The sequence below is a fragment of the Nostoc sp. genome (assembly GCF_036917415.1).
In the GTDB taxonomy this organism is placed as follows: domain Bacteria; phylum Cyanobacteriota; class Cyanobacteriia; order Cyanobacteriales; family Nostocaceae; genus Nostoc.
The window spans coordinates 197,316-218,850 of the sequence record NZ_JBALDJ010000114.1 but is presented as its reverse complement, the minus strand read 5'-3'; the positions used below and the strand labels follow the sequence as shown (position 1 = coordinate 218,850).

Annotated in this window: 27 protein-coding genes and 1 pseudogene; 13 read left to right on the top strand and 15 right to left on the bottom strand. The window is 42.6% G+C overall.

What is annotated here, in order from left to right:
• From V7K41_RS26425 to V7K41_RS26385, 9 genes are all read right to left on the bottom strand, one after another.
• Positions 1-507 (bottom strand): SH3 domain-containing protein, encoded by a 507-nt coding sequence (locus V7K41_RS26425; protein ID WP_334853213.1) that lies wholly within the window; start codon positions 505-507, stop codon positions 1-3.
• 291 nt (positions 508-798) lie between these two features.
• Positions 799-2,310, bottom strand: a complete 1,512-nt coding sequence (locus tag V7K41_RS26420) for an AAA family ATPase (protein ID WP_334852993.1) — start codon at positions 2,308-2,310, stop codon at positions 799-801.
• A gap of 746 nt (positions 2,311-3,056) precedes the next feature.
• Positions 3,057-3,572: a YceD family protein gene (locus V7K41_RS26415; RefSeq protein ID WP_334852992.1), complete on the bottom strand. Its 516-nt coding sequence runs from the start codon at positions 3,570-3,572 to the stop codon at positions 3,057-3,059.
• A 154-nt stretch (positions 3,573-3,726) separates the two neighbouring features.
• Entirely contained in the window at positions 3,727-4,257 is a 531-nt protein-coding gene (locus V7K41_RS26410; protein ID WP_334852990.1) for a Jag family protein, read from the bottom strand.
• Positions 4,254-5,405: a membrane protein insertase YidC gene (yidC, locus tag V7K41_RS26405; protein WP_334852989.1), complete on the bottom strand. Its 1,152-nt coding sequence runs from the start codon at positions 5,403-5,405 to the stop codon at positions 4,254-4,256. Before yidC ends, V7K41_RS26410 begins: the two co-directional genes overlap by 4 nt.
• Positions 5,406-5,575: 170 nt before the next feature.
• Positions 5,576-5,968 (bottom strand): PH domain-containing protein, encoded by a 393-nt coding sequence (locus tag V7K41_RS26400; RefSeq protein WP_334852987.1) that lies wholly within the window; start codon positions 5,966-5,968, stop codon positions 5,576-5,578.
• On the bottom strand, positions 5,955-6,377 hold the full coding sequence (rnpA, locus tag V7K41_RS26395; RefSeq protein WP_334852985.1) for a ribonuclease P protein component: 423 nt from the start codon (positions 6,375-6,377) through the stop codon (positions 5,955-5,957). The genes V7K41_RS26400 and rnpA overlap by 14 nt, the downstream gene beginning before the upstream one ends.
• 26 nt (positions 6,378-6,403) lie before the next feature.
• Positions 6,404-6,538, bottom strand: coding sequence for a 50S ribosomal protein L34 (gene rpmH / locus V7K41_RS26390; RefSeq protein WP_099102484.1), 135 nt, complete (start codon positions 6,536-6,538; stop codon positions 6,404-6,406).
• A 112-nt stretch (positions 6,539-6,650) separates the two neighbouring features.
• Entirely contained in the window at positions 6,651-7,163 is a 513-nt protein-coding gene (locus V7K41_RS26385) for a DUF2808 domain-containing protein (protein ID WP_334839158.1), read from the bottom strand.
• An 811-nt stretch (positions 7,164-7,974) separates the two neighbouring features.
• On the opposite strand from V7K41_RS26385, the gene V7K41_RS26380 reads away from it, so the two are divergent.
• The 7 genes from V7K41_RS26380 (at position 7,975) to V7K41_RS26355 (ending at position 12,148) form a co-directional block, all read left to right on the top strand.
• Positions 7,975-9,147, top strand: a complete 1,173-nt coding sequence (locus V7K41_RS26380) for a Re/Si-specific NAD(P)(+) transhydrogenase subunit alpha (RefSeq protein ID WP_334852984.1) — start codon at positions 7,975-7,977, stop codon at positions 9,145-9,147.
• 80 nt (positions 9,148-9,227) lie between these two features.
• Complete coding sequence (locus V7K41_RS26375) at positions 9,228-9,521, top strand: NAD(P) transhydrogenase subunit alpha (RefSeq protein ID WP_322710495.1); 294 nt, start codon at positions 9,228-9,230, stop codon at positions 9,519-9,521.
• On the top strand, positions 9,518-10,924 hold the full coding sequence (locus tag V7K41_RS26370; protein ID WP_334852981.1) for an NAD(P)(+) transhydrogenase (Re/Si-specific) subunit beta: 1,407 nt from the start codon (positions 9,518-9,520) through the stop codon (positions 10,922-10,924). The genes V7K41_RS26375 and V7K41_RS26370 overlap by 4 nt, the downstream gene beginning before the upstream one ends.
• Positions 10,925-11,127: 203 nt before the next feature.
• Positions 11,128-11,304, top strand: a complete 177-nt coding sequence (locus V7K41_RS26365) for a hypothetical protein (RefSeq protein ID WP_334852979.1) — start codon at positions 11,128-11,130, stop codon at positions 11,302-11,304.
• 75 nt (positions 11,305-11,379) lie between these two features.
• On the top strand, positions 11,380-11,649 hold the full coding sequence (locus tag V7K41_RS26360) for a hypothetical protein (RefSeq protein ID WP_334852977.1): 270 nt from the start codon (positions 11,380-11,382) through the stop codon (positions 11,647-11,649).
• Positions 11,639-11,872, top strand: coding sequence for a pentapeptide repeat-containing protein (locus V7K41_RS33015; protein ID WP_442943290.1), 234 nt, complete (start codon positions 11,639-11,641; stop codon positions 11,870-11,872). Before V7K41_RS26360 ends, V7K41_RS33015 begins: the two co-directional genes overlap by 11 nt.
• 6 nt (positions 11,873-11,878) lie before the next feature.
• Positions 11,879-12,148 carry a hypothetical protein gene (locus V7K41_RS26355; protein ID WP_334852975.1) on the top strand — a complete coding sequence of 90 codons (270 nt, stop codon included), beginning with the start codon at positions 11,879-11,881 and terminating at the stop codon, positions 12,146-12,148.
• Here V7K41_RS26355 and V7K41_RS26350 read toward each other — a convergent pair.
• Together V7K41_RS26350 and V7K41_RS26345 are read right to left on the bottom strand one after the other, a co-directional pair.
• Positions 12,132-12,437: a type II toxin-antitoxin system PemK/MazF family toxin gene (locus V7K41_RS26350; protein ID WP_334852973.1), complete on the bottom strand. Its 306-nt coding sequence runs from the start codon at positions 12,435-12,437 to the stop codon at positions 12,132-12,134. The genes V7K41_RS26355 and V7K41_RS26350 overlap by 17 nt on opposite strands.
• Complete coding sequence (locus V7K41_RS26345; protein WP_334852971.1) at positions 12,397-12,669, bottom strand: hypothetical protein; 273 nt, start codon at positions 12,667-12,669, stop codon at positions 12,397-12,399. The genes V7K41_RS26350 and V7K41_RS26345 overlap by 41 nt, the downstream gene beginning before the upstream one ends.
• 201 nt (positions 12,670-12,870) lie before the next feature.
• Here V7K41_RS26345 and V7K41_RS26340 point away from each other — a divergent pair.
• Positions 12,871-13,020: pseudogene (locus tag V7K41_RS26340) on the top strand (type II toxin-antitoxin system HicA family toxin); the annotation flags it as partial.
• Between the two features lie 64 nt (positions 13,021-13,084).
• Positions 13,085-13,303 (top strand): type II toxin-antitoxin system HicB family antitoxin, encoded by a 219-nt coding sequence (locus V7K41_RS26335; protein WP_334852969.1) that lies wholly within the window; start codon positions 13,085-13,087, stop codon positions 13,301-13,303.
• A gap of 551 nt (positions 13,304-13,854) precedes the next feature.
• Here V7K41_RS26335 and V7K41_RS26330 read toward each other — a convergent pair.
• The 4 genes from V7K41_RS26330 to petN form a co-directional block, all read right to left on the bottom strand.
• Positions 13,855-14,610, bottom strand: coding sequence for a hypothetical protein (locus V7K41_RS26330; RefSeq protein WP_334852967.1), 756 nt, complete (start codon positions 14,608-14,610; stop codon positions 13,855-13,857).
• 340 nt (positions 14,611-14,950) lie between these two features.
• Entirely contained in the window at positions 14,951-18,091 is a 3,141-nt protein-coding gene (locus V7K41_RS26325) for a GAF domain-containing protein (RefSeq protein ID WP_334852965.1), read from the bottom strand.
• Positions 18,092-18,248: 157 nt separating this feature from the next.
• A complete protein-coding gene (locus tag V7K41_RS26320) occupies positions 18,249-18,410 on the bottom strand; it encodes a hypothetical protein (protein WP_094350864.1) in 162 nt (53 codons plus the stop codon).
• A 7-nt stretch (positions 18,411-18,417) separates the two neighbouring features.
• Positions 18,418-18,507: a cytochrome b6-f complex subunit PetN gene (gene petN / locus V7K41_RS26315; protein WP_012408302.1), complete on the bottom strand. Its 90-nt coding sequence runs from the start codon at positions 18,505-18,507 to the stop codon at positions 18,418-18,420.
• A 289-nt stretch (positions 18,508-18,796) separates the two neighbouring features.
• On the opposite strand from petN, the gene V7K41_RS26310 reads away from it, so the two are divergent.
• From V7K41_RS26310 to V7K41_RS26295, 4 genes are all read left to right on the top strand, one after another.
• Positions 18,797-18,931, top strand: coding sequence for a hypothetical protein (locus V7K41_RS26310; RefSeq protein WP_334852964.1), 135 nt, complete (start codon positions 18,797-18,799; stop codon positions 18,929-18,931).
• Positions 18,932-19,066: 135 nt separating this feature from the next.
• Positions 19,067-20,554 (top strand): CIA30 family protein, encoded by a 1,488-nt coding sequence (locus tag V7K41_RS26305; RefSeq protein ID WP_334852963.1) that lies wholly within the window; start codon positions 19,067-19,069, stop codon positions 20,552-20,554.
• Positions 20,555-20,633: 79 nt separating this feature from the next.
• On the top strand, positions 20,634-20,981 hold the full coding sequence (locus tag V7K41_RS26300) for a hypothetical protein (protein ID WP_334852961.1): 348 nt from the start codon (positions 20,634-20,636) through the stop codon (positions 20,979-20,981).
• A gap of 283 nt (positions 20,982-21,264) precedes the next feature.
• Positions 21,265-21,501 (top strand): hypothetical protein, encoded by a 237-nt coding sequence (locus tag V7K41_RS26295; protein WP_334852959.1) that lies wholly within the window; start codon positions 21,265-21,267, stop codon positions 21,499-21,501.
• Positions 21,502-21,535 lie beyond the last annotated feature (34 nt).

Genomic DNA, 21,535 nt, shown 5'->3' with positions numbered 1-21,535 from the left:
CTATTGTTCATTAACTTTTTCAGTATTACCTGCTTTCACCCAACCTTCTTGTTCGCTACCTTCCAAACGGATCTTTTGCCAAGCTTTATCGTCGCTTTCTGACAAAATAATAATTTTTTGATTAAAACCAACTCCACCAATCTTTTCAGATTCTTGATTTGGTTGCGATCGCAAACTCAAGCCTTCAGCCCAACTAACACGTCCTCGGTAAGCTCCCGCTGGCAATGGTTTTGGTGATGGTGTTGCCTTTGGTGATTCTGTGGGAGTAGAGGTTCTTGGAGATGATTGAGCCTGAGTGCCAGGTGTAAGAGTAGATTTACCTCCTCCAGGCTCAGTTGCCTTTGGAGCTTGGGCTTTCACCGAGGGACTATCGTTGGAAAAAACGGGTTTAGCGGGGGGTATGCCGGTGCGATTCATAAAATAGAGTGCAATTGCAGCACCGCCACCTATTAGTACAGCGATCGCTAAGAAAAACCCCAGTATAAACTTTGTAAAGCCAGACAACATAATTAAAACCTGATTATCAACAGTCAAGAGTGAAGGTGAGCCAGTCATCTGCGTATTTCCCTCCCATTGAGGAGAGTGGTGTTGAACTGGCTCTCACGGATTACAAGTAGAGAAGCAAGTAACCCATCAGTATAAGAATCAATAGTCCATAATAATTCATCATTAACTATTGACTTTTGACTAACTCATTATTGTAGCTATGCTGAATAGACATCTAGTTAAATTAAATATGCGTTATCGAGATCCCTTGTAGAGATATAGCACTGCTACATCTCTACATTTTTTTGGGGTTCACGTAGTGCGCCGGAGGCGTTCGCTCAAAGGACTGTGTTTGGATGCTAAACGCGCTCTCCCAGCAGCAGCCCATTCTTGGAGTTGCTGAATTTGCTCTACGGCAGTTCGTGCTAAGGGTATGATCTGACTAGCTGCTTCTAAAATGTCGTCGGTAGCAAAGTCGCGGTTTTGGCTAAATCCAATATGCATCGCTTCAATTAAAGTTTGCTCAATCTCGGCTCCAGAAAAATCGGGCGTTTCATAAGCTAACCTTTCGATGTCATAACTTTTTAAGTTATGGGGGCGCAGTCGGGATAAATGAACATCATAAATTGCTTTTCTCTCTTCTTGGGTAGGCAAACCCACAAAGAAAATTTCATCAAATCGCCCCTTGCGGAGCATTTCCGGCGGTAAGGCTTGGATATCGTTGGCGGTGGCGACGACAAACACGGGTGAGCTTTTTTCGGCTAGCCAGGTAATAAAAGTACCAAACACACGGCTGGCTGTTCCTGCATCACCTTTGCTACCAAGTCCGGCAAAGGCTTTATCTATTTCATCAATCCACAAAATACAGGGAGCAAGGGCTTCAGCTACTTGGATCATTTGGCGAGTGCGAGATTCTGATTCACCCACCAAACCACCAAATAACCTGCCCACATCCAAACGTAGCAAAGGTAAATGCCAGTGATGAGCGATCGCTTTTGCCGTTAATGATTTACCAGTCCCCTGAATACCCACCAACATTAAACCACGGGGGTGCGGTAATCCGTACTGTCGTGCTCGATCAGTAAACGAACCTCCCCGGCGAATCAGCCAGTCTTTCAAGTTATCCAGTCCGCCAATATCAGAAATTTGCTCAGTGGCGGGGTAGAAGTCCAAGATTTGGGTTTGGCGGATAGTTTGGCGCTTTTCTTCCAAAACCAGATCCACGTCTTCTGGCTGCAATTCTCCGTGAGTAGCGATCGCTTTTGCCAAAACCCGGCGAATCCGTTCCATTGAAAGTCCTTGACAAGAGCGCACCAAATCATCTAAAACTTTTCCAGAAAGGGAGTTACCAGTACTTTGTAGTAAGCGATCTACCTCAGTTTTAATTTCTGGGGCGGCGGGTAAGGGAAACTCGACGACTGTCAACACTTCGGTTAAGTCGTCAGGGATGGCGATACGTGGCGACAGTAGGACAATATTTTTTGGTTGTGACTTGAGGAGTCGGGACAGGTTGCGGAGTTTGCGGGCGATCGCTACATCATCTAAAAAGCGATGATAATCTCGTAAAATCAATACCGCAGGTGCGGAAGCTGGTAATTTTTCGATGAATTCTAAAGCTTGCAACGGGTTACGTCGCCCAAAGCCAACATCATTGGGGTTTCCTTGGTAGCCATCGACAAAATCCCAAGTATACACCGGGCGATTACCCTGGTTGGTGGCTTCTTCTCGGATAGCTGCTTCTACCCGCTCTTCCTCGTATGTGGGAATATAAATCAAGGGGTAGCGGGCGCGTAGCAGCAGTTTAAACTCTTCACGGAAGTTCATATATAGCTGTGGTTATTTGTTCTTCTCTCATTGTTCAGGTTTGTATCACCTCTAACAACTAAAAACGAATAACACTAGGGAATTTTCAGTTAGCCCAAATCTTACTTAGCGCCCTCACCCACTAAAAACTAAAGTTCAGCGACTTCATAGCTCAAATCAAGTTTAGTTTTTTCTCAATAGTCTGGCTTTACATGAGTGAAATTTGGAATTCGCTTTAAAATTTGTTCTGCGGACACATTAAAAGGAAGAGCCTGAGCCTGATCGGGAATGCTCACTCTGGAAATGTGTATTCCCTGTAAACAAAATGGACATTATATTACCATGTAGCCGATCCTTGTTTGCAGATCCCCAACATATTGAAAATCCACTCCTAGCCGATAACAATTTGGACAAGCTAATGCGGAGAAATTGGGCAAAGAATTATTAATATCAGTAACTAAATACATCCATCTCAGAAAAAGACTTTTTCTTTTCTGACTCATACTAGTATCATAAATTAATATAATTAAAACTTATATACTGCGATTTAGTTACTTTTGTACTAGTGGTCTGTCCCATTAGTCTGGCAAGACTAAGATGATGCATTAAAAATTTTGGAAAAATCTCAATTTAAAAACATAATTTAATTTTTCTTTCACACCATTTTAATCTTGCTGCGCCATTAGGGACGTTAGGTACTCTCAAGACATATTTCTTACATAAAATAGTTAATTGCGCCGTAATACAGCAAACGGCGCATGAAATATCTATCCCGGAAGTTGCTTTTTCAGTGCTTCCAGCGAAGCCCAACGGCGATCGCCTGGAGTTTCAGGACTATCAGAACTATCAGCAGTAATTGCAGGAATACCTGGACAATTGCGATCGCATAATTGGCGCTGAGGTATTGCCAAGCACATCTGCTCATATAGCCATTCATTCGGATAAAAATAACCATCGGGCGGTAAACTTTCCAGCAAATCTTCCATAACCACTTCCCTTTCTAAGGGCAAGTCATTTGGCTGATTTGCAGTTTCGTCTAACCAGATGATTTCCTTGGTATCAAGCCCTAAACGACGATTGTATTGCTGCAAGCAACGGTTGCAGGTACAAGTAATAATTGTCTCTGCCTGACCCGACACTTCCAGGTAATTGCCATGATGTTGCACGCGCACATGACCGCGAACTGGTGTTAACGTTTCTAGACCAGGCAGAAATTCTTTAACTTGAACTTCCTCTGTTCGCTCCGATGCTCTAATTAGCTGCGGAATATAAATTGCGTCCATAGGATTTGTGAGACATCCTCACTAAAATTTATCTCGATTATCAGCAATTCTACTGTTACTGAATCTTTATTTTATCCCTTAAGAACAAGAGAAATTTTGAAATTATATATGGTTATGAGTTCTCAATTAACTCCAAACTCATAACTCCTAACTCCTAATTTGTAACTCCTTCCAACGAAGCTGGACAGACAACCAGATGACGATGTGGCTCTTTACCGCGACTGAAGGTTTCTAAATCTCCAAATTCCTTCAAGAAGGTATGAACTTGACGCCGTTCAGCAGAACTAAGAGATTTGATTTCCACTTCTCTACCAGAAAAGCGCACTTCATCGGCTGCTGCTTCTGCTAATGCGCGAATTTCGGCTTCTCTTTTGACCCTGTAGCCATTTAACTCAATGGTGTAAGAGGCTTGTTCTTCCGGGGGTTGGCTGAGGTTTAGAACCGAATTTGCTAGATACTGAATCGCATCTAACACAGAACCATCAGCACCAATTAACACCTGGATTTGTTCTGATGTCAAATTGGTTTGGTCAATAGTCAACCAGTAGTTATCTGGTTCTTCTAGGGAATCGCCATCTTGAGATTGAGCAGTTTCTAAATGACCCTGAATCTCAACAGGTATTCCAGTGAGTTCCAGCAGAGTTTTTAACCACTGCTGACCTCGCTGCATCGGAATGTCGCTCATGATCCCCCTGTCGCCTTTTTCTTAGGACTTTTTGGTTCAAACGGTAATGCTTTTTGTTCTGTGACTGCTGCTTGTTTCTCCTGGGTTTCTACAATTTTTTGCAGTTCCTCCGGTAGAGGTTCGCGGGAGAGAAGATAAGTTTGTGCAGTCTGGAAAATATTACCAATCACCATATACATCAGTACCCCAGCTGGTAGGGGGAAGAACAAGAACATCCCAGAAAAGATGACGGGGGTGATTTTGTTAACTGTATCCTGCTGTGGATTGCCACCGCTGGAATTTTGCCCGGAAAGCATTTGGCTAACATAAAGACTGATTCCAAAGAAGACGATCATGGCGACGATATCCCAATGGATTGTGCCATCTGCATCTTGTGCGCCAACCCTGCCTAAAGCATCAATGAATAAAAAGCCTTTTTCTGCTGCTAGTCCAGGAATTGTTCCTTGAATAGTAACTTCTCCCGGTTGCAAGGCTTCTACATTGCCCTGGGGATCAATTTTTATCCGATCTGCACCTTTGGTGATTTTCCAATCAGGAATCAGCTTATTTTCTGGGTGTTCTGCTAATAGCACCTGAAATGGTTTACCCTCAACAGTCTGATACTGTATCTTGGTTTGTTCTCCCACCGTTAATTTGTTTCCACTGGGAAGAATGGCAGCTACTTTAACGTGTTCCCCATCTGCAACGTAAATATTTTGCGGAGCAGTGGCAAAGGCTTGCGGTTGAATTTGTTCTATTTGTTCTGCGGGAAGAATTTGCAAGTTAACGCTGTAGTTTGCACTTGCAAAAGGCGAACCCCGCAAAGTGGCAAACAGCGCTAACAAAACTGGCATTTGCACTAGTAATGGAAAACAGCCTGCCAAAGGGTTGCCAAATTCTTTTTGGACATTAACCATTTCCTCCTGCTGCTTTTGCGGTTCATCCTTATAGCGCTCTTTGATTTCTGCCATCCGCTTTTGCATCAGAGGTTGTACAATTCGCATTTTCCGCATATTGCGAATTGAGCCAGCACTCAGGGGATAGAGCGCAAAGCGGACTATCAAGGTCAAAGCAACGATCGCTAATCCGTAGCTAGGCACAATACCATAGAAAAAGTCTATGATTGGCAGCATCACGTTGTTCGAGAGAAAGCCGATACCAAAATCCATTATTCTGAATTCAACCTGAGGTACTGTAAACTGAATCTAATTTATCTAAATCATGATTTGTCGGCGACTATCTTTCGCTACGGATAGCCGCACATTATAAATGGGGCATTGGGTATTGGGCATTGGTTATTAATTCTTCTCCCTTGCTCCCCCTGTTCCCCTTACTTCCATCAATTGTTGGCAGTGGCGCTAAATTCGGGATTTTTCGCAGCAATTCTTTCGTTGATGTAGTCATAGACTTCCCGAAACTTGGGAATTGCCCGCAATTCCAGACGACTACCGTTTTTTAGAGTGATCGCCATATCTCCCCAAAAGCCAATGCCACGGGGGACTTTGACGATTTTGACAATTTCTGAGTAAATTACGTCAGTGCGATCGCGCCCCTGCCAACCTCCGGTAACAGTAATTCGGCGATCGGTGATGCGGAAACGCAGCCACAATGCCCTGACAATTGCCCCGACTGCTAATGGTAGCCCGACAATGGTTAGCCCAATCAGCAGGTTGACAATTAAATCCCCAACATGGGGGCCACCTTCATAATAAACATCTTCACGAATTCCCATCGAACACCTCAGCTTGTGCCAACAACTGCTCTAATTCTTGCAGAAATTGTGGGCTTACGCACTTAGATTCTGCTGCTGTAGGTTTGACAATGAATACTAGCCGCCATCCTGGTGATAATTTTGGCAGCAAATTGTATAAAGCAGCAGTAATTTGCCGTTTGATTCGGTTGCGAACCACTGCTCTTTTGCTGACTTTTGTGCTAATCGAAATGCCAATCCGCGTACTGGCAAGATGTGCTGAGTCTGTTGCCTGTGTAGTCTGGGTGGCAGTGTCCAAAGGAGGTTTTGTTGAATATAACGGCTTTAAAGCTCTCAATGTTAAATAAGAGCCATGACGCCGAATTCCTTCTCGGAAAACTGCCTGGAAATCCTTTCGGGATTTTAGCCGATTTGCTTTGGGCAAAGCCACAGATGCTCTTTATCGCTTGATATGCCCTAAACGCTCAGACGGTGACGCCCTTTTTTTCTTCTGGCGCTAATCACGTTTCTGCCGTCTGGTGTCCGCATCCTGGCGCGAAAACCAGAGGTTCTTTTTCTCTTACGGCTAGTGCCGCCCAGTGTTCTTTTCATACTGTTCTCCCCTTAGGTGATTTTTATAAAAACTCACAATCTCTAATTGTATCAATTTTTTAGGGAATTGGGAATTGGGGATTGGTTCTTCTCCTTATCCCTCTCTCCACTCTTAACTGATGCTCAAAATCCATGTCCCCATGTAGCGCAGTAGTGGTACATCCCCAGGGGAGAGCACTTGACAGTTAAAATAGTAAACTCCGCCGAACGATGGGTTTTTCACGTTAGATAACACTACTTCAACTGCACTACCTGCTGGCACTGGCTCTTGAGGATAAATATTAATCAGTTTACCTTCTTTGTCCCACTTCACCTCAGAAAGCGGAACTGCTTTACCTTTGACTCGGACTTCAATTTTTTTCTGGTCAAAAGTTCCTTTGTAATAATCAGGGTAGGTAATGGCAAATTGACCAACTGCCAATTTCATTCTTTTGGCTGGAATCTTTAATATGTATCGATCCCAACCATTAGCTTGTCCACCAAAATCTAACCGGAAGGGTAGCTGATTTTCTTGTTTGACGCCGCTAAAGAGCGTAAATCCAGGTAAGCTTTGCGCCAAAGTTAAGGCTGGTAATCCAGTAACCAAAAAGCTAGTCACGGCTAAAGCAGAAAGTAAACGTCGCATAATTGGGCTTCCTCTACCAAAATATAAATCTGTTATCTAAAATAACTGTGTGTTAGTATTCTTTACTAAACTTTACTACTGGCTTCCTGACAATGGACGTTTAATTTCCAAAAAAAGTGCCATCCTACCTGAAGTTTAGGCAACAGCAAAATTACTTAGTAGCAAAAAGAACGTATATGGACTTACTTCATTACCCTTATGTAGTCCTGATTTGATACTAAGTTGGTCAAAATTGAACTAGATATAAACACAGCTGGGATTGGATTGTGTTGACAAATATGTATAAGTGTATCTAAATTTGAGAATTTTGTTATAAAATTTGATCCATGTCATCAGCGATCGCCAGTTAACTTGGGCTAAATTGATTAAAATAAGTTGAATTGGAATCGAAGTCGTAATTATTAAAATTTGATTGGGAAATTATAAAGCTTTCAAAATTCGGTCAATATTACTCTATAAGAAAGGAATACCAAAATTTCTCAATCCCGAAAACAAGCTAAAGATAAAGATGCAAAATTTGGGAATCAATTTAGGATGTGCAATACGTAACCCTGTTTGCAACTATCTGAAAATATGACATCTGCGAGCGGCAAAGCGGAAAGTCCGATCTGCGGGAACCTCCGCTCAGAACTTTACAAAAAAATGAGGCTTTGTCTGGAGAGCTAAGAGTGGGAGAGGAAAGATTCAAGGTTCAATCTACAAGTAAAATTCATGGCTGATGTTCCAGCCTAAGTACTATGAGCGCGGAACATCCCTCGTCTGGACAATCGCTTACTTAGCAGAGATTAGGTATTTATCTTCAGGAGATTTCATGAGAATAGCAGTTGCTAAAGAAATTGAAGTTTGTGAACGTCGTGTGGCATTAATTCCTGACACCGTTGCCCGATTGGTAAAACAAGGTTTGGAAGTGTGGGTAGAAGCGGGTGCAGGAGAGCGCTCTTTTTTTGGCGATCCTGACTATGAAGCAGCAGGAGCCACAATAATCAGCGATACTGCCAAATTATGGGGTGAAACAGATATTCTGCTGAAAGTCAGTCCACCGCAAGAACGAGAAGATGGACGCTCAGAAATTGATTTGTTAAAGGAAGGGGCTGTATTACTGAGTTTCCTCAATCCTTTGGGAAATCCTGTTGTAGCGCAGCAGCTGGCAAATCGGAAAGTCACAGCTTTGAGTATGGAGATGATCCCCCGTACCACCAGGGCGCAAAGTATGGATGCTTTGTCCTCGCAAGCTTCATTAGCCGGTTACAAAGCAGTATTAATTGCCGCCGCGGCGTTACCGAAATACTTCCCGATGTTAACTACAGCCGCAGGTACGATCGCTCCAGCGAAAGTATTTATTATGGGCGCTGGGGTCGCCGGATTGCAAGCGATCGCCACCGCTAGACGCTTGGGAGCAGTGGTAGAAGCCTTTGATATCCGTCCCGCCGTCAAAGAAGAAGTGCAAAGCTTAGGGGCAAAATTCGTTGAAGTCAAATTAGAGGAAGAAACCGTCGCCGCCGGTGGTTACGCCAAGGAAATTTCCGAGGCTAGCAAACAACGTACCCAAGAAGTTGTCGCCGAACACGTCAAAAATTCTGATGTGGTAATTACCACCGCCCAAGTTCCTGGGAGACAAGCACCACGGCTGGTTACAGAAGAAATGGTGGCACAAATGAAACCCGGTTCAGTGATTGTGGATTTAGCTGCCGATCAGGGTGGTAACTGCGCCTGTACCGAACCCGGCAAAGATATTGTATGGAACGGTGTAACAATTATCGGCCCCATCAATCTCCCATCATCAATGCCAATTCACGCCAGCCAATTGTATGCCAAGAACGTAACATCGTTGATGCAATTGCTAATTAAAGACAAAGCTTTACAGGTAGACTTTAGCGACGACATCGTTGATGCAGCTTGCGTTACCCACGCTGGTGAAATTCGCAATCAACGAGTGCGGGATGCGCTACAAGCTTTGAATACTCAACAACCGGCGGTTAATTAGGGACTGGGGACTGGGGATTAGGGACTAGGGAAGAGTTTTTCCAATGCCCAATGCCCATTTATACAAGGAGTTTTGATTTCATGACAGAGGCATTACTTGCTGCTTTGTTTGTATTTGTTTTGGCATCTTTTATCGGCTTTGAAGTTATCAACAAAATACCACCGACTCTCCACACGCCCCTAATGTCAGGCTCAAACGCGATTTCTGGCATTTCGGTACTTGGGGCAATAGTGGCATCAGGAGCTAGAGACACAAGTGTGTCAGTGATTCTCGGTTTAATTGCTGTAGTACTAGCTACAGTCAACGTTGTAGGTGGCTTTCTAGTCACAGATAGAATGCTGCAAATGTTCAAGAAGAAGGAGATTAAGGCGTGAGCGACTTTTTACCAACTGGCATTCAGCTGACATATTTAGTCGCTGCATCCTTATTCATTTTTGGTTTGAAAAAGCTGGGTTCACCAGCTACAGCGCGAAACGGTAATGTGATTGCATCTGTGGGAATGCTGCTGGCAATTGTAGCGACAATGCTGGATCGGCATGTGTTGAACTACGAGATGATATTGTTGGGCTTGGCGATTGGATCGGGAATTGGTGCGATCGTTGCCTACAAAGTCCAAATGACCGAAATGCCTCAAATGGTGGGTTTACTCAACGGTTTAGGTGGTGCAGCTTCGGCATTAGTAGCTGTTGCCGAATTCTGGCGGTTATTAGATAGTTCTCAGCCGATACCCTTAGATGTGAACATTTCCATGCTGTTGGACGTGTTAATCGGTGGTGTTACCTTCACAGGTAGTTTTCTAGCCTTTGCCAAATTGCAAGGTTTAATCAGTGGTTCCCCGATAACATTTCCTTTTCAGCAACCATTTAACCTTTTACTTCTAGGTGCTTATTTGGTGGGTAGTGCCTATTTAATCATTACACCAGATAGCTTACCCATATTCTTAGGAGTGGTAGCTGTTTCCTTAGTGCTGGGTGTGATGTTCGTCATCCCGATTGGTGGCGGCGATATGCCAGTGGTAATCTCGCTGTTGAACTCGTTGTCAGGTGTGGCGGCGGCGGCTGCTGGATTTGTGGTGATGAACAATATGTTAATCATCGCTGGGGCTTTGGTAGGAGCATCTGGCTTAATCCTCACCGAAATTATGTGTAAGGCAATGAACCGCTCTCTCTTCAGTGTGCTGTTCAGTGCTTTTGGTACAGGATCTACTTCTGGCGGTGGTGCTGCTGGTGGTGGTGCGACAGATCAAACTGTCCGCAGTATCGATCCCGAAGAAGGAGCGATGATGTTGGGTTATGCCCGTTCTGTGGTAATTGTGCCTGGTTATGGTATGGCAGTTGCCCAAGCGCAACATAGCGTCCGGGAATTGTCAGATCAGTTAGAAAAAATGGGCGTTGATGTCAAGTATGCCATTCACCCTGTTGCTGGGAGAATGCCGGGACACATGAATGTGTTGCTAGCAGAGGCAAATGTGGCTTATACCCAGTTGTACGACATGGATGATATTAATCCCCAGTTTGAACAAGCGGATGTGGCTTTGGTAATTGGGGCAAATGATGTAGTAAATCCGGCGGCGCGGAGTGATACAAATAGCCCAATTTATGGTATGCCGATTTTGGAAGTAGATCGGGCGAAGCAGACGATTGTGATTAAGCGCGGGATGAGTACGGGTTTTGCCGGTGTAGATAATGAGTTGTTCTACAAGGATAAAACTACGATGCTTTTTGGTAGCGCGAAGGATATGGTGGCGAAGTTGGTTTCGGAAGTGAAGCAACTTTAACGAACCACAGAGGCGCAGAGAGCGCGGAGGAAGAATTTAGAGAGTTGGCTTGCCTTGGGAGTGTGATACTTCTGAGGCAAGTTTTTTGTTGGGCAATTACCTAACGCCAAGAAGACGGTAAAAACTGGGAGTTTTGCTTGTTAATCTAAGCTTTAAATTGGGCAATTTATAAATATAAACACAATATAGTTAGCGATAAATTTATGAATAGCCCTAACTCAGAACTAACTTTAGAATCTTTGGCATCACGGATTTCACACTTAGAACTGGAACAGGATCTCCGACGAAAAAATATTGCTTGGCTAAAACAGTATTTTGATGAATTTAAACAAGAATTTAATAACAGGCTTGAGTTACAGCAAATTGAAATTCTACAATAAGATATCGCACAATTAAATGTATATTTTGCGGAATTACAACAGCCCCTCAATCATCTGTCTAATATTAGTGAAGATTTGGATAATAGTGACGTATCAATTAACAAAGCGAATTTAGATGATACTGAAGTAGTAAATCAGGTTTTTGAAAGGGTTGAGCAGCAAGAAAGTCAAACAAATTTGGAAAACCCAGTTACTAATCCTGGAAATGTTGATATTGCTGAAAGTGAGCAAGAAAAAGAAATTGATGTAGTTGAGGAAGAGACACAAAATAGCACTGCTTCCAAGGATTTAGAATTTCAGATTGACAGAATAATGTGGTTAGTTAACAGAATACATTTATGGTAATCTATCAGGAGCAAATTTTACTTCTGCAAACCTTAGAGGAGCAAAGCTTGAGAATGCTAATCTTAATGAAACAAACTTCTCTTTAGCAGATTTAAGTGGAGTGAATCTGAAAAATACAAACTTAGAAAAAGCCAACATAAAAGACGCAAATATGAGTGGAGCAGATTTATCCGGTGCAGTTCTAACTGGTGCTATTATGCCAGATGGTACAACTCACGATTAGATTTTGATGCATTTGACCAAAAGAGCGATCGCCTCTTCTATTCTTCCTTGGCGTCTTGGCGGTTCGTTAAAAAAGCGTAGGCGAAGCCAGCCGAAGGCATCGCCTGAAAAATTTCCACTGTGCGATCGCTCTTTTCTTCCTCTGTGTTTTCTGCGCCTCTGTGGTTCGTTAAAAAAAGCGATCGCTAAAGTGTTGGGTGATAAATATTTAAGACAACAGCTAATGCTTGAGAAACAAGTTGAATTTCTGAGTCAGATAGCTAACCTAGTTTTCTAACTAATCTTATTTCTGAAACTGAACGTATTTGAAAAGTATCTACACCAGAAACTTTGGCTAAACTGTTCTCTGTACTTGGTTCCAGCCGCACCATCCAAGGTCTAACAGCATATCTTTCTTTCCAATCTGTAACTGGGACAACAACCTTCAAAGGCAATATACCAATAGCATCATCATTGACTATGATACAAGGACGTTTTTTGCTAATTTCTGTCCCTACTGTTGGATCTAAATTAACTAACCAGACTTCACCTCTGTACATAATTTCCTGAGTTGTGGAAGTCTTCATCTGGATCATCGCAAAAGTCTTCTCCCTCTAACTCTGAGAATATATTTAATTCACTACCAGGTGCATAATCTGCAATAGCTGTGATTGCGGCTAGTGTTAATTGGCATTTTTGCTCATCTTTGGTAAGTGAATGTTTTTCTTGAAGAACCAATTGCAGGGCTGATTCAGCTATCTTTAAGCGATCGCTTATGCTCAGGCTTGGGAGTGCTTGGAGAATTTCTTTAGTTTCCATATTTATTTATTGAGCAACTTATATTACTAATGGTAGTGAAATTATGATGAGCGATCGCCTAATTCCACTTTCACAATAAAAGCGATCGCATAACCTACTTCATTGGGAATGTGTTCGCCCTGAACTCATCTTGGAGTATTGCATTCTCCAATTTGCTGTAAGTGCGATATCTTGGGATTAATTAAGCGTCTAGACCTGACAATGCCAAAGAAAATCAGGGAACTAAAACAAATGTTGCTAAGAGCGAATTTTATAGAAATCCCTGGTAAAGGAAGTCATACAAACTGGATACATCCTTTATATGCAGGAAAACTCACGGTTTCTGGTAAAGACAGTTCAGACGCGAAACGCTAGCAAGAGAAAGACGTTCAACAAGCAATTCAAGAAGTAGAACAACAGCAAGAGAATCAGGAAGATGAGCAAATTTAAATATCAAATGTTAATTCAATGGTCTGATGAAGACAACTGCTTTTTAGTCGGATTTCCCGATTTCTCTGGACAGCCTTTTCGGACACATGGCGATACTTATGAGGAAACTGTTGCAAATGGTGCTGAAGCATTGGAGTCACTGATAATGGCTTATGAAGCCACCGGGGAAGCACTTCCAAAACCGACCGTTTGTAAGGCGGCTTAAATGAGTAGTGCGTTGACAAAGTGACTCGCTTGTTTTGTCTCGTCTAACCTGACTTTATAAGCTAGGCGATCATTTGCTTTTTCTTGAAATGCGTAGGCAAAGCCCGCCGCAGGCATCGCTCTCTTCTTCCTCTGTGTCCTTTGCGCCTCTGTGGTTCGTTAAAAAAAGCGTAGGCGAAGCCCGCCGTTCGCGTAGCGTCTCGTAGAGAAGGCATCGCCAAATCTCGGCAATGCGATCGCCTCTTCTCTCCTTCCTCTGTGCCCTCTGCGCCTCTGTGGTTCGATTAAAAAAAGCGTAGGCGAAGCCCGCCGTTCGCGTAGCGTCTCGTAGAGAAGGCATCGCCTGCAAAATCTCCACTATGCGATCGCCTCTTCTTCTTTATGTCTTAATGTCTTTATGGTTCATTAATAAACAATCTGGTAACTGAGAAAAACCAGTTGTAAGACGCGAAAACGTAGTGATGTGATGATACAAAACACCCCACTCCACATTAGCCTCAGCCAAAGTGAAATGAGGTGCTTTTATTATTGGTAATTAAACAGACTTTAAAATTAATCCAATGACTTGCCAGCTTTACTTAAAAGCTTACCTAATCTTTGAATTGGCCCCTTAAATCCCCTTGGGGCTTCAGTTGCAGCTTGTTGAGTTTGTTCGCCCAGTTTTGTCAGCACCTCGGCAAAGTCAGCACCTTTGGCGGTTTTGCGCTTCAATAGTTGCTTAAGTTCTTTAAGTCCATTAGCAACTTCTTGGAGATTCTCGTTTTCAGACTTATGCAATAAGGTGTACCACGTATCAATTGCACCTTGCGCCGCCTCGGGTTCAATTTTAGTCAAGTCTCCTTCAAGGGTTTCTATTACTGATTCTATGTGTTCAATCTGTTCGCGGTCTTCCGCCTTACCTAGTGAAACACCTATATTACGAAGTTGCTTACCCAACTTCTGTAACGGAGTTTTTAGTTCCTTATCAGTATCAGAAGCAACATTACCTGTTTGCTCACCAATTTCAGTTAGCACTTCACCAATTTCATGACCTGTAGCCTTACCACTTTTCACCAGTTGCTTGAGTTGCTTGAGGTTATCGGCAATTTCTTTGATTTCTGGCTCTTTAGCTTTGTGTAAATAAGTATACCACTCCTCGATTAAGCCAGTAGCAGTTTCGCTATCAAGAGCAGTCAAGTCTCCTTCTAGTGCAGAAAGAAGTGAATCTAAATCCAAGTTATCAGCTTTCTCAGCTTTTTTAGCTGCTGTGCTTTCTTTCTTGGTGGCAGTCTCCCCTTGTTTAGTATTGGATTTTTGTTGAGAACTCATGGTGTAATTTCCGTAACAAAATTAAATAAATGTACAGGTATCACTTTATAAAGACTCTGCAAAATAGCCCTCATTCTTAGGTAAGACTTACGCACTATATAAATCTATAATTATGTATATTAATAGAAATCAAACTTTTCAGACCTTTAGTGAAAGCCCAACAATAAGTAGTATTCACTTTTTCTGTAAGCTTTACTACAGAGTAGCTGTTCTCGAAGCTAGGGGCTGATTGTAGCATAGGTGTAAAAGTGTTAATACATATTTATACTTAGAAACAAAGTATAAAAAGTCTATTGTCGTCTGACGGTGCTGTGTTGGGCAAGGAGTTCTTCTAGCTAACTCACAGTTTGCTCGGAATTTGGATACAGAACTCAGAGCCATTATTAGGTTCAGAAACATACTTGAGTTGACCGCCGTGTTTTTCTACAATAATTTGATAACTAATAGATAGACCTAAACCAGTGCCTTGACCAGGTTGTTTGGTGGTAAAGAAAGGTTCAAAAATGCGCGATCGCACAATCTCTGGAATCCCACAACCATTGTCAGCAATCCAAATCAGAATAGTATTCCCTTCTATGACTTCTGTACGTATCCAAATTTTAGGATTGTCAATTCTTTTTCCACTAGTTACTGAGTTTTCCAGTGCATCGATCGCATTGTTGAGAATATTCATAAACACCTGATTCATCTGGGCTGCATAGCAAACTACTGGGGGCAATTCACCATATTGCTTAACTACCTCAATAGCAAAATAATTAGTTTGTGGTTGCAGTCGATGTTGTAAAATTAGCAAAGTACTATCAATGCCTTCATGAAGGTCAACGGGCTTCATTCCTGCTTCGTCAAGTCGAGAAAAACTTCGTAACGACAAGACTAATTGAGAGATCCGCTCTGCCCCCATCTTCATTGAAGTCAAAATTTTGGGCAAGTCATCATTAATAAAATCTAAATCCACTGCTGCTGCTTGCTTTTGAATTTCCCCTGTTGCTTTAGGATACTGTTTCTGATAAAAGCGCAGTAATTTAAATAAATTTTCGGTATGTTCAGTAACATAAGTGATGTTGCCATAAATGAAACTAATCGGGTTATTAATTTCATGTGCTACACCAGCAACTAACTGCCCTAAGCCTGCCATTTTCTCACTTTGAATTAACTGGCTCTGAGTATGCTGTAATTCTTTAAGAGTCTGGGTCAGCTCTTCTTTTTGACATTGAGTTTGTTCGAGTAATTCCGCTTGCTGAAGTCCTACCCCTAACTGAGTACCGATCTGCATCAGCAAATCTACCTCATCTTCTTGCCAATCGCGGGGTTTAATATTTTGATAAGCTGCTAGTAATCCCCAAAGTTTCTCACCCTGAAAAATCGGTACAATCATATATGCCCTAGCCTCCATTCGTTCAATCAAGGCAACATAAGGAATAGAATCATTTGTGCTGTAAATATCTTTAATGACCAGAGTTTTACTATTAGCAAAGTCTCCTACTTGGTTTTTTTGCAAGTAATCATCTGCGTAAGCGTAGCCCGTCGTAGACATCGCAGGTACAATTTTCTTTACTGGTGTCCAACCTTGGGCTAAAGACTCAGCAACAAATTCGCCACTCCAATCAGCTCGGAATCGATAGATTGTCACTCGGTCAACTTCTAATAACCGTCGGACTTCTTCTGTACTAGTAGCAAAAATGGTGTCAATATCAAGAGAGTGGCGGATTTTCTCTACCGTTGCAGCCAGCGCCTTCTCCCTTTCGGCTGCTTTCCGTTCTCGTTCGGCGGCTTGAGCCAGTTTTTGGGCTTGCACCTGCATCTGTGTCAAGGATTCAGCTTGCTGTAATGCTACCCCCAATTGAACGCCAACTTGTGCTAGCAAGTTGATTTCTTCATCTTGCCAATAACGAGGCTGGGAGTTTTGATAAGCTACTAGCAATCCCCACAGCTTTTCACCCTGAGAAATTGGTACAAAAACTTCATTACGTGCATATTTACCCGCTTGTTTCCCTTGCACAAGTACGCGTTCTGTGACTGGCTGCGGCTTAACCATTGGTGTCCAGCCATCAACGATGGAATCAGCTACAAATTCCCCACTCCAATCAGGATAGAAGCGATAAATTGCGACTCGTTCTACTTCTAATAGCCGACGAACTTCTTGAGTAGTGGTTTTAAATATGGCTTCAATTTCAAGAGACTGACGAATTTTTTCTACGGTGTGCGCCAACGCCCTTTGCCTTTCAGCAGCTTTACTGATGTCTGCTGCTTGGATTTGCATTTGTTGGATAAATTCCGCTTGTTGCAAAGCCACACCTAGTTGAGTGCCAACTTGGGTAAGCAAGTAAACCTCATCTTTTTGCCAATCACGACCTCCAGCATTTTGGTATGCTGCTAGCAAGCCCCAGAGCTTCTGACCGTGGTAAATGGCAACGATCGCATAAGCTCTTGCTTGATATATCTCTAAAATTTTAATGTAGCAGTCACTAAAGCCTGAATTGTAAATGTCATTAGAAAGCCGATACACTTCACACTGAGTGAAGTTACCACCCTCTGTATCTTGTAAGTAGGTATCAGCGACTGGGGGGTTAGCTAAATCTCTAGCGCTACATTCGCTGACGTTCTCTTTCAATTCCGGCCGTTGCGACTGTTGATCTATGAGGGAAACCCAACCCTCTGCCACTGATTCAAACACGAATTCACCACTCCAATCGGGATTGAAGCGATAAATAGCTACGCGATCGGCATTTAGCAGCTGTCTAAGTTCTGCGGTGGTTGTGTGGAAAATACTTTCCAAATCTAGAGACTGACGAATTTTCTCAATGGTGATGGCTACGGTTTTCTGCCATTGGGCTGCTTTTTCTCTGGCTTTTGCTTGTGCTAGTTCTGCTGATTGTAGTTTGACTTGTTCCAGGAAATCTGCTTGCTGCAAAGCAACTCCTAGATGTTCGGCGATTAATTGCACAAACTCAATTTCTGATGCTTCCCATTGTCGAGGACTACCACACTGATGAATACACAACAATCCCCATAAATCTTTACCTTTAATCAAGGGGGCAATTATATTGGCACGTACTTGGAATTTTTCCAGAATCTGGATGTAGCAATCACTGGCATTAACTTGATAAATATCAGCTATTGCTCTAATCCGACCTTGCTGATACAATCCTGCGAACTCCTCACTAAAGCAGTGGTCGCGCAGTTTGGCTGCTAATGCCGAATCCCATTCTGTTGCTACATCTTCATAGATAAATTCCCCTTCCCATGCCAAATCAGGATAAAAACGAAACACGCTAACCCGATCGCTTTTCAGAAGTCGGCGAACTTCAGTGACTGTAATTTTGAAGATAGTTTCTATGTCTAGAGACTCCCGAATACGGGCAATAACTCCAGATAAGGCTTTTTGTTGCTCATTCTGACGCAAGGAGAATGTCACGTCTGAATAAGATTCTTGCTGTTCTGAATTTGGTTGTATGGGTTGAGTAGTAGAGGAGTTTTCCATTCCCAGTGGGACTTGAAATATTGAAAGTCTTCTATTTCATGATTCCCGTTGCGATCGCAAAGGTAACAATTATTTCCTGGGAATGCCAGAAAAACAGTGTAGGGACACGATAATATCGCGTCCCTACCAAAAGATTTTTCAACCACGAGAAAATAAATTATCGCCGCTTGGGAGTGGCGCTGCGGGTGGTGCGTTTCTCTTCATCTCGGCGACGGCGATCGCGCCAATCTGCCAGGGTCAAATAACCAATACCACCAGTAACTACTACGAGTAGCACTACAGCAAATAAAGCCAAAATACTCAAGAATGGACTTTCCACAATGCCTCTACAGTCCGTTACGTCCCCACACTACCATTGCAATTGACCAAGTGAACACAACTAACAACGATACCCAACCTAGTGTCAAAATCTCCATAGTTCCATTTTTCAAATAATTACAAAAGGTTTCTAATATTTATCATACAGGGATTGGGCAGGCTGAAATTTTTTTATCAATGACATTGTAAGTTTTGCGTGCGATGTCTACAACGGGCTACGCCTACGCAAAAAAGACACCAAACAAATTTTCTTGATCCGCTAGTATTTTAAGCAACGAGAAAGACGAATGTAATAAAAGTAGCGATCGCGCTTTGTGACTTGATACTTTGGGAATACTAGGGCTATGCGTATATACTTCCAATCCAGCAACCCTTGCTCAAACCTACATGACCAATGCCTACTACGCCTATAGCCATTGGGGAGCGATCGCCGCTTTTTTCTGCATACTTTTAGTTCGTAGCCGAGCTTGCAACTTATTAATAGTGTCGCTCCCAGAAGCGATTTCTCGCACTGAATTTTGAGTAGTTGCGATCGCTCCCTCGCCATCTCACAACCCCAAATTTAGCATTACCCACAGCGCTTTTCAAGTAATTAAACTACACTACTCGCCACTCCCCTAAAATTGTTAGAGTGAAAAGAGTTATGAGGACGCAAATATGACTGACAAAAATCGTTCTCAATGGGACTTAGGCAGGTTTATCGAAACCCTGACTTACTTTGAGGTGATTCCTTTCCTTAACTGGGTACAGCAGTTAATCCAAGGTCGTCCTAAGGATAATCAATATAGACCCAATGGAGGAAGAAATGTGGGTGTAATATTAGTAGCAGGTGCAACAGGTGGTGTCGGTAAACGAGTCGTGCAGCGATCGCTCCAACAAGGTTATAAAGTCCGCGCCCTAGTTCGAGATATTGACAAAGCGCGGTCAATTCTTGGTAATGATATAGATTTAGTAGTTGCAGATATCACGCAACCAGAAACTTTAACTCCTTTAGTTCTGTCTGATATCCAAGCTGTAATTTGTTGCACAGCAGTACGCGTACAACCAGTTGAGGGAGACACAGCAGATAGAGCCAAATATTATCAAGGTGTTAAATTTTACCAACCAGAAATTGTTGGTGACACTCCTGAAAATGTAGAATATCAAGGAGTCAAAAACTTAGTCCAAGCGGCTGCAAAATATCTACCCCAAGCCAAGGAAAAACTAATATTTGATTTCACCAAGCCATCAGCAGAATTAAAGGATAACTGGGGAGCGTTGGATGATGTCGTTATGGGTGGTGTGAGTGCCAGTAATATCCAATTAGTAGAAAATACAGCTTTATTTGCGGGTAATGTCTCTACTGCTAACTCTGGTGGATTTGCTTCTATCAGAACTAAGAATTTTGATCCACCCTTCAACTTATCTAGTTACGCAGGTGTGAAATTGCGTGTCAAAGGTGACGGTCAGCGTTATAAAATCTTTCTACGGACAGATACAACATGGGATGGTATTGGCTACAGCTATTCTTTCGATACCGTAGCTAATACCTGGATAGATATTCACATTCCCTTTGCAGATTTGATTCCCGTCTTTCGCGCAAAAACTGTCAAAGATGCGCCGCCAGTTGAGCAAAGTAGAATTTGTTCATTCCAACTGATGTTGAGCAAATTTGAACATGATGGCGCTTTAAATCCCAAGTTTTCCCCAGGTAGTTTTACTTTCCAGTTGGAATCAATTAAAGCTTATGGGGGGACAACTTTACCACAATTTATCCTCGTCAGTTCAGCAGGTGTCACTCGTCCCGGTCGCCCTGGCATTAATTTAGATGAAGAACCCCCAGCAGTGAAATTAAATGACCAATTGGGAGGAATTTTAACTTGGAAGTTGAAGGGAGAAGATAGTTTAAGAGAAAGCGGAATTCCTTATACGATTATTAGACCTTGTGCTTTAACTGAAGACGCAGGGGGTAAGGAATTAATATTTGAGCAAGGTGACAATATTAGAGGCAAAATCAGCCGTGAGGATGTGGCAGAACTTTGCGTGCAAGCGCTAAAACTAGGAAAAGCATCTAACGTCACATTTGAGGTTAAACAGGGAGAAAATACTGTCAACTATATCGATTGGCAGAGTTTATTTTCTAACTTACAACCGGATAAGAGATGAAATATCTCCAGATTTTTAGTCTGTAACTATCTCAATCAAGTCTGCTTAGATAGACTGTTCTAACAAGTCAGCCATTGGTATGAAAAAAATCAAGGTGCTAGTAATCGCCGGGATTTTAGTAACAATTATCTGGGGCAGTTTTTTTTCTAAAACTGCCTCATCACAGCAAGTACAATCCCGCATCAACAATCTGGAAGCAGACTTGAATCGTGTTGAGTTGCGATTAAATCAGCTAGAGTCTCAGCTAGGTAAAACTCGCCAGTCTCCATCCTCAAGAACAACACTTACCCCACGACAGTCAACTGGTTCCAGAAGGAACTTATCACAGCAAGATCCGATGTTCGATCGGCTTGCAACTTTGGTGATTGAGTTGAAGCAACAAGTTAATAAATTAGAGGAGCGAGTTGCTAAATTAGAATCACGCTAAATATTTAATTAAATTTCAAAAGGCTAGTACCGCAAGGCGGAATTAAGAATTGAAAATAAACACAGTGTAAGCGTTTGATTTATAGCGGTTCTCGGTTGAGTGAGGTACACCCGTAGGGGCACTGCCGTGCCCCTACGTGTCAACTTAAGCCGAAAACTATATCAGACAGGCGTTTTGTAAATCCCTCACGCCCTCATCCCCTAACCCCTTCTCCCTTGGGAGAAGGGGAATTTAATGTCTAGCTCCCCTCTCTCTTGGGAGAGAGGCTGGGGGTGAGGGCAAAATGTTTTTACCAAGCGAGTTTAGCGTTAAGTTGACACCAATGGGCAGTGCCGTGCCCTTACACTTCGCGATTAATCTTGTACCGCATCTGAATGGGAACCGCTATATTTGGATGGAATGGGTGATTTATTTACGCCGTGTTGTACTAGTTAAGGCAAGAGACGCGATGAATTGCCGTCTCTACAATAATCAGTTTTTCGTCTTGACGGCGATTTATCGCATCTTTAGCGATCTATAATTTTCATCAAAAAACCTTAACCGAACCGTATTGA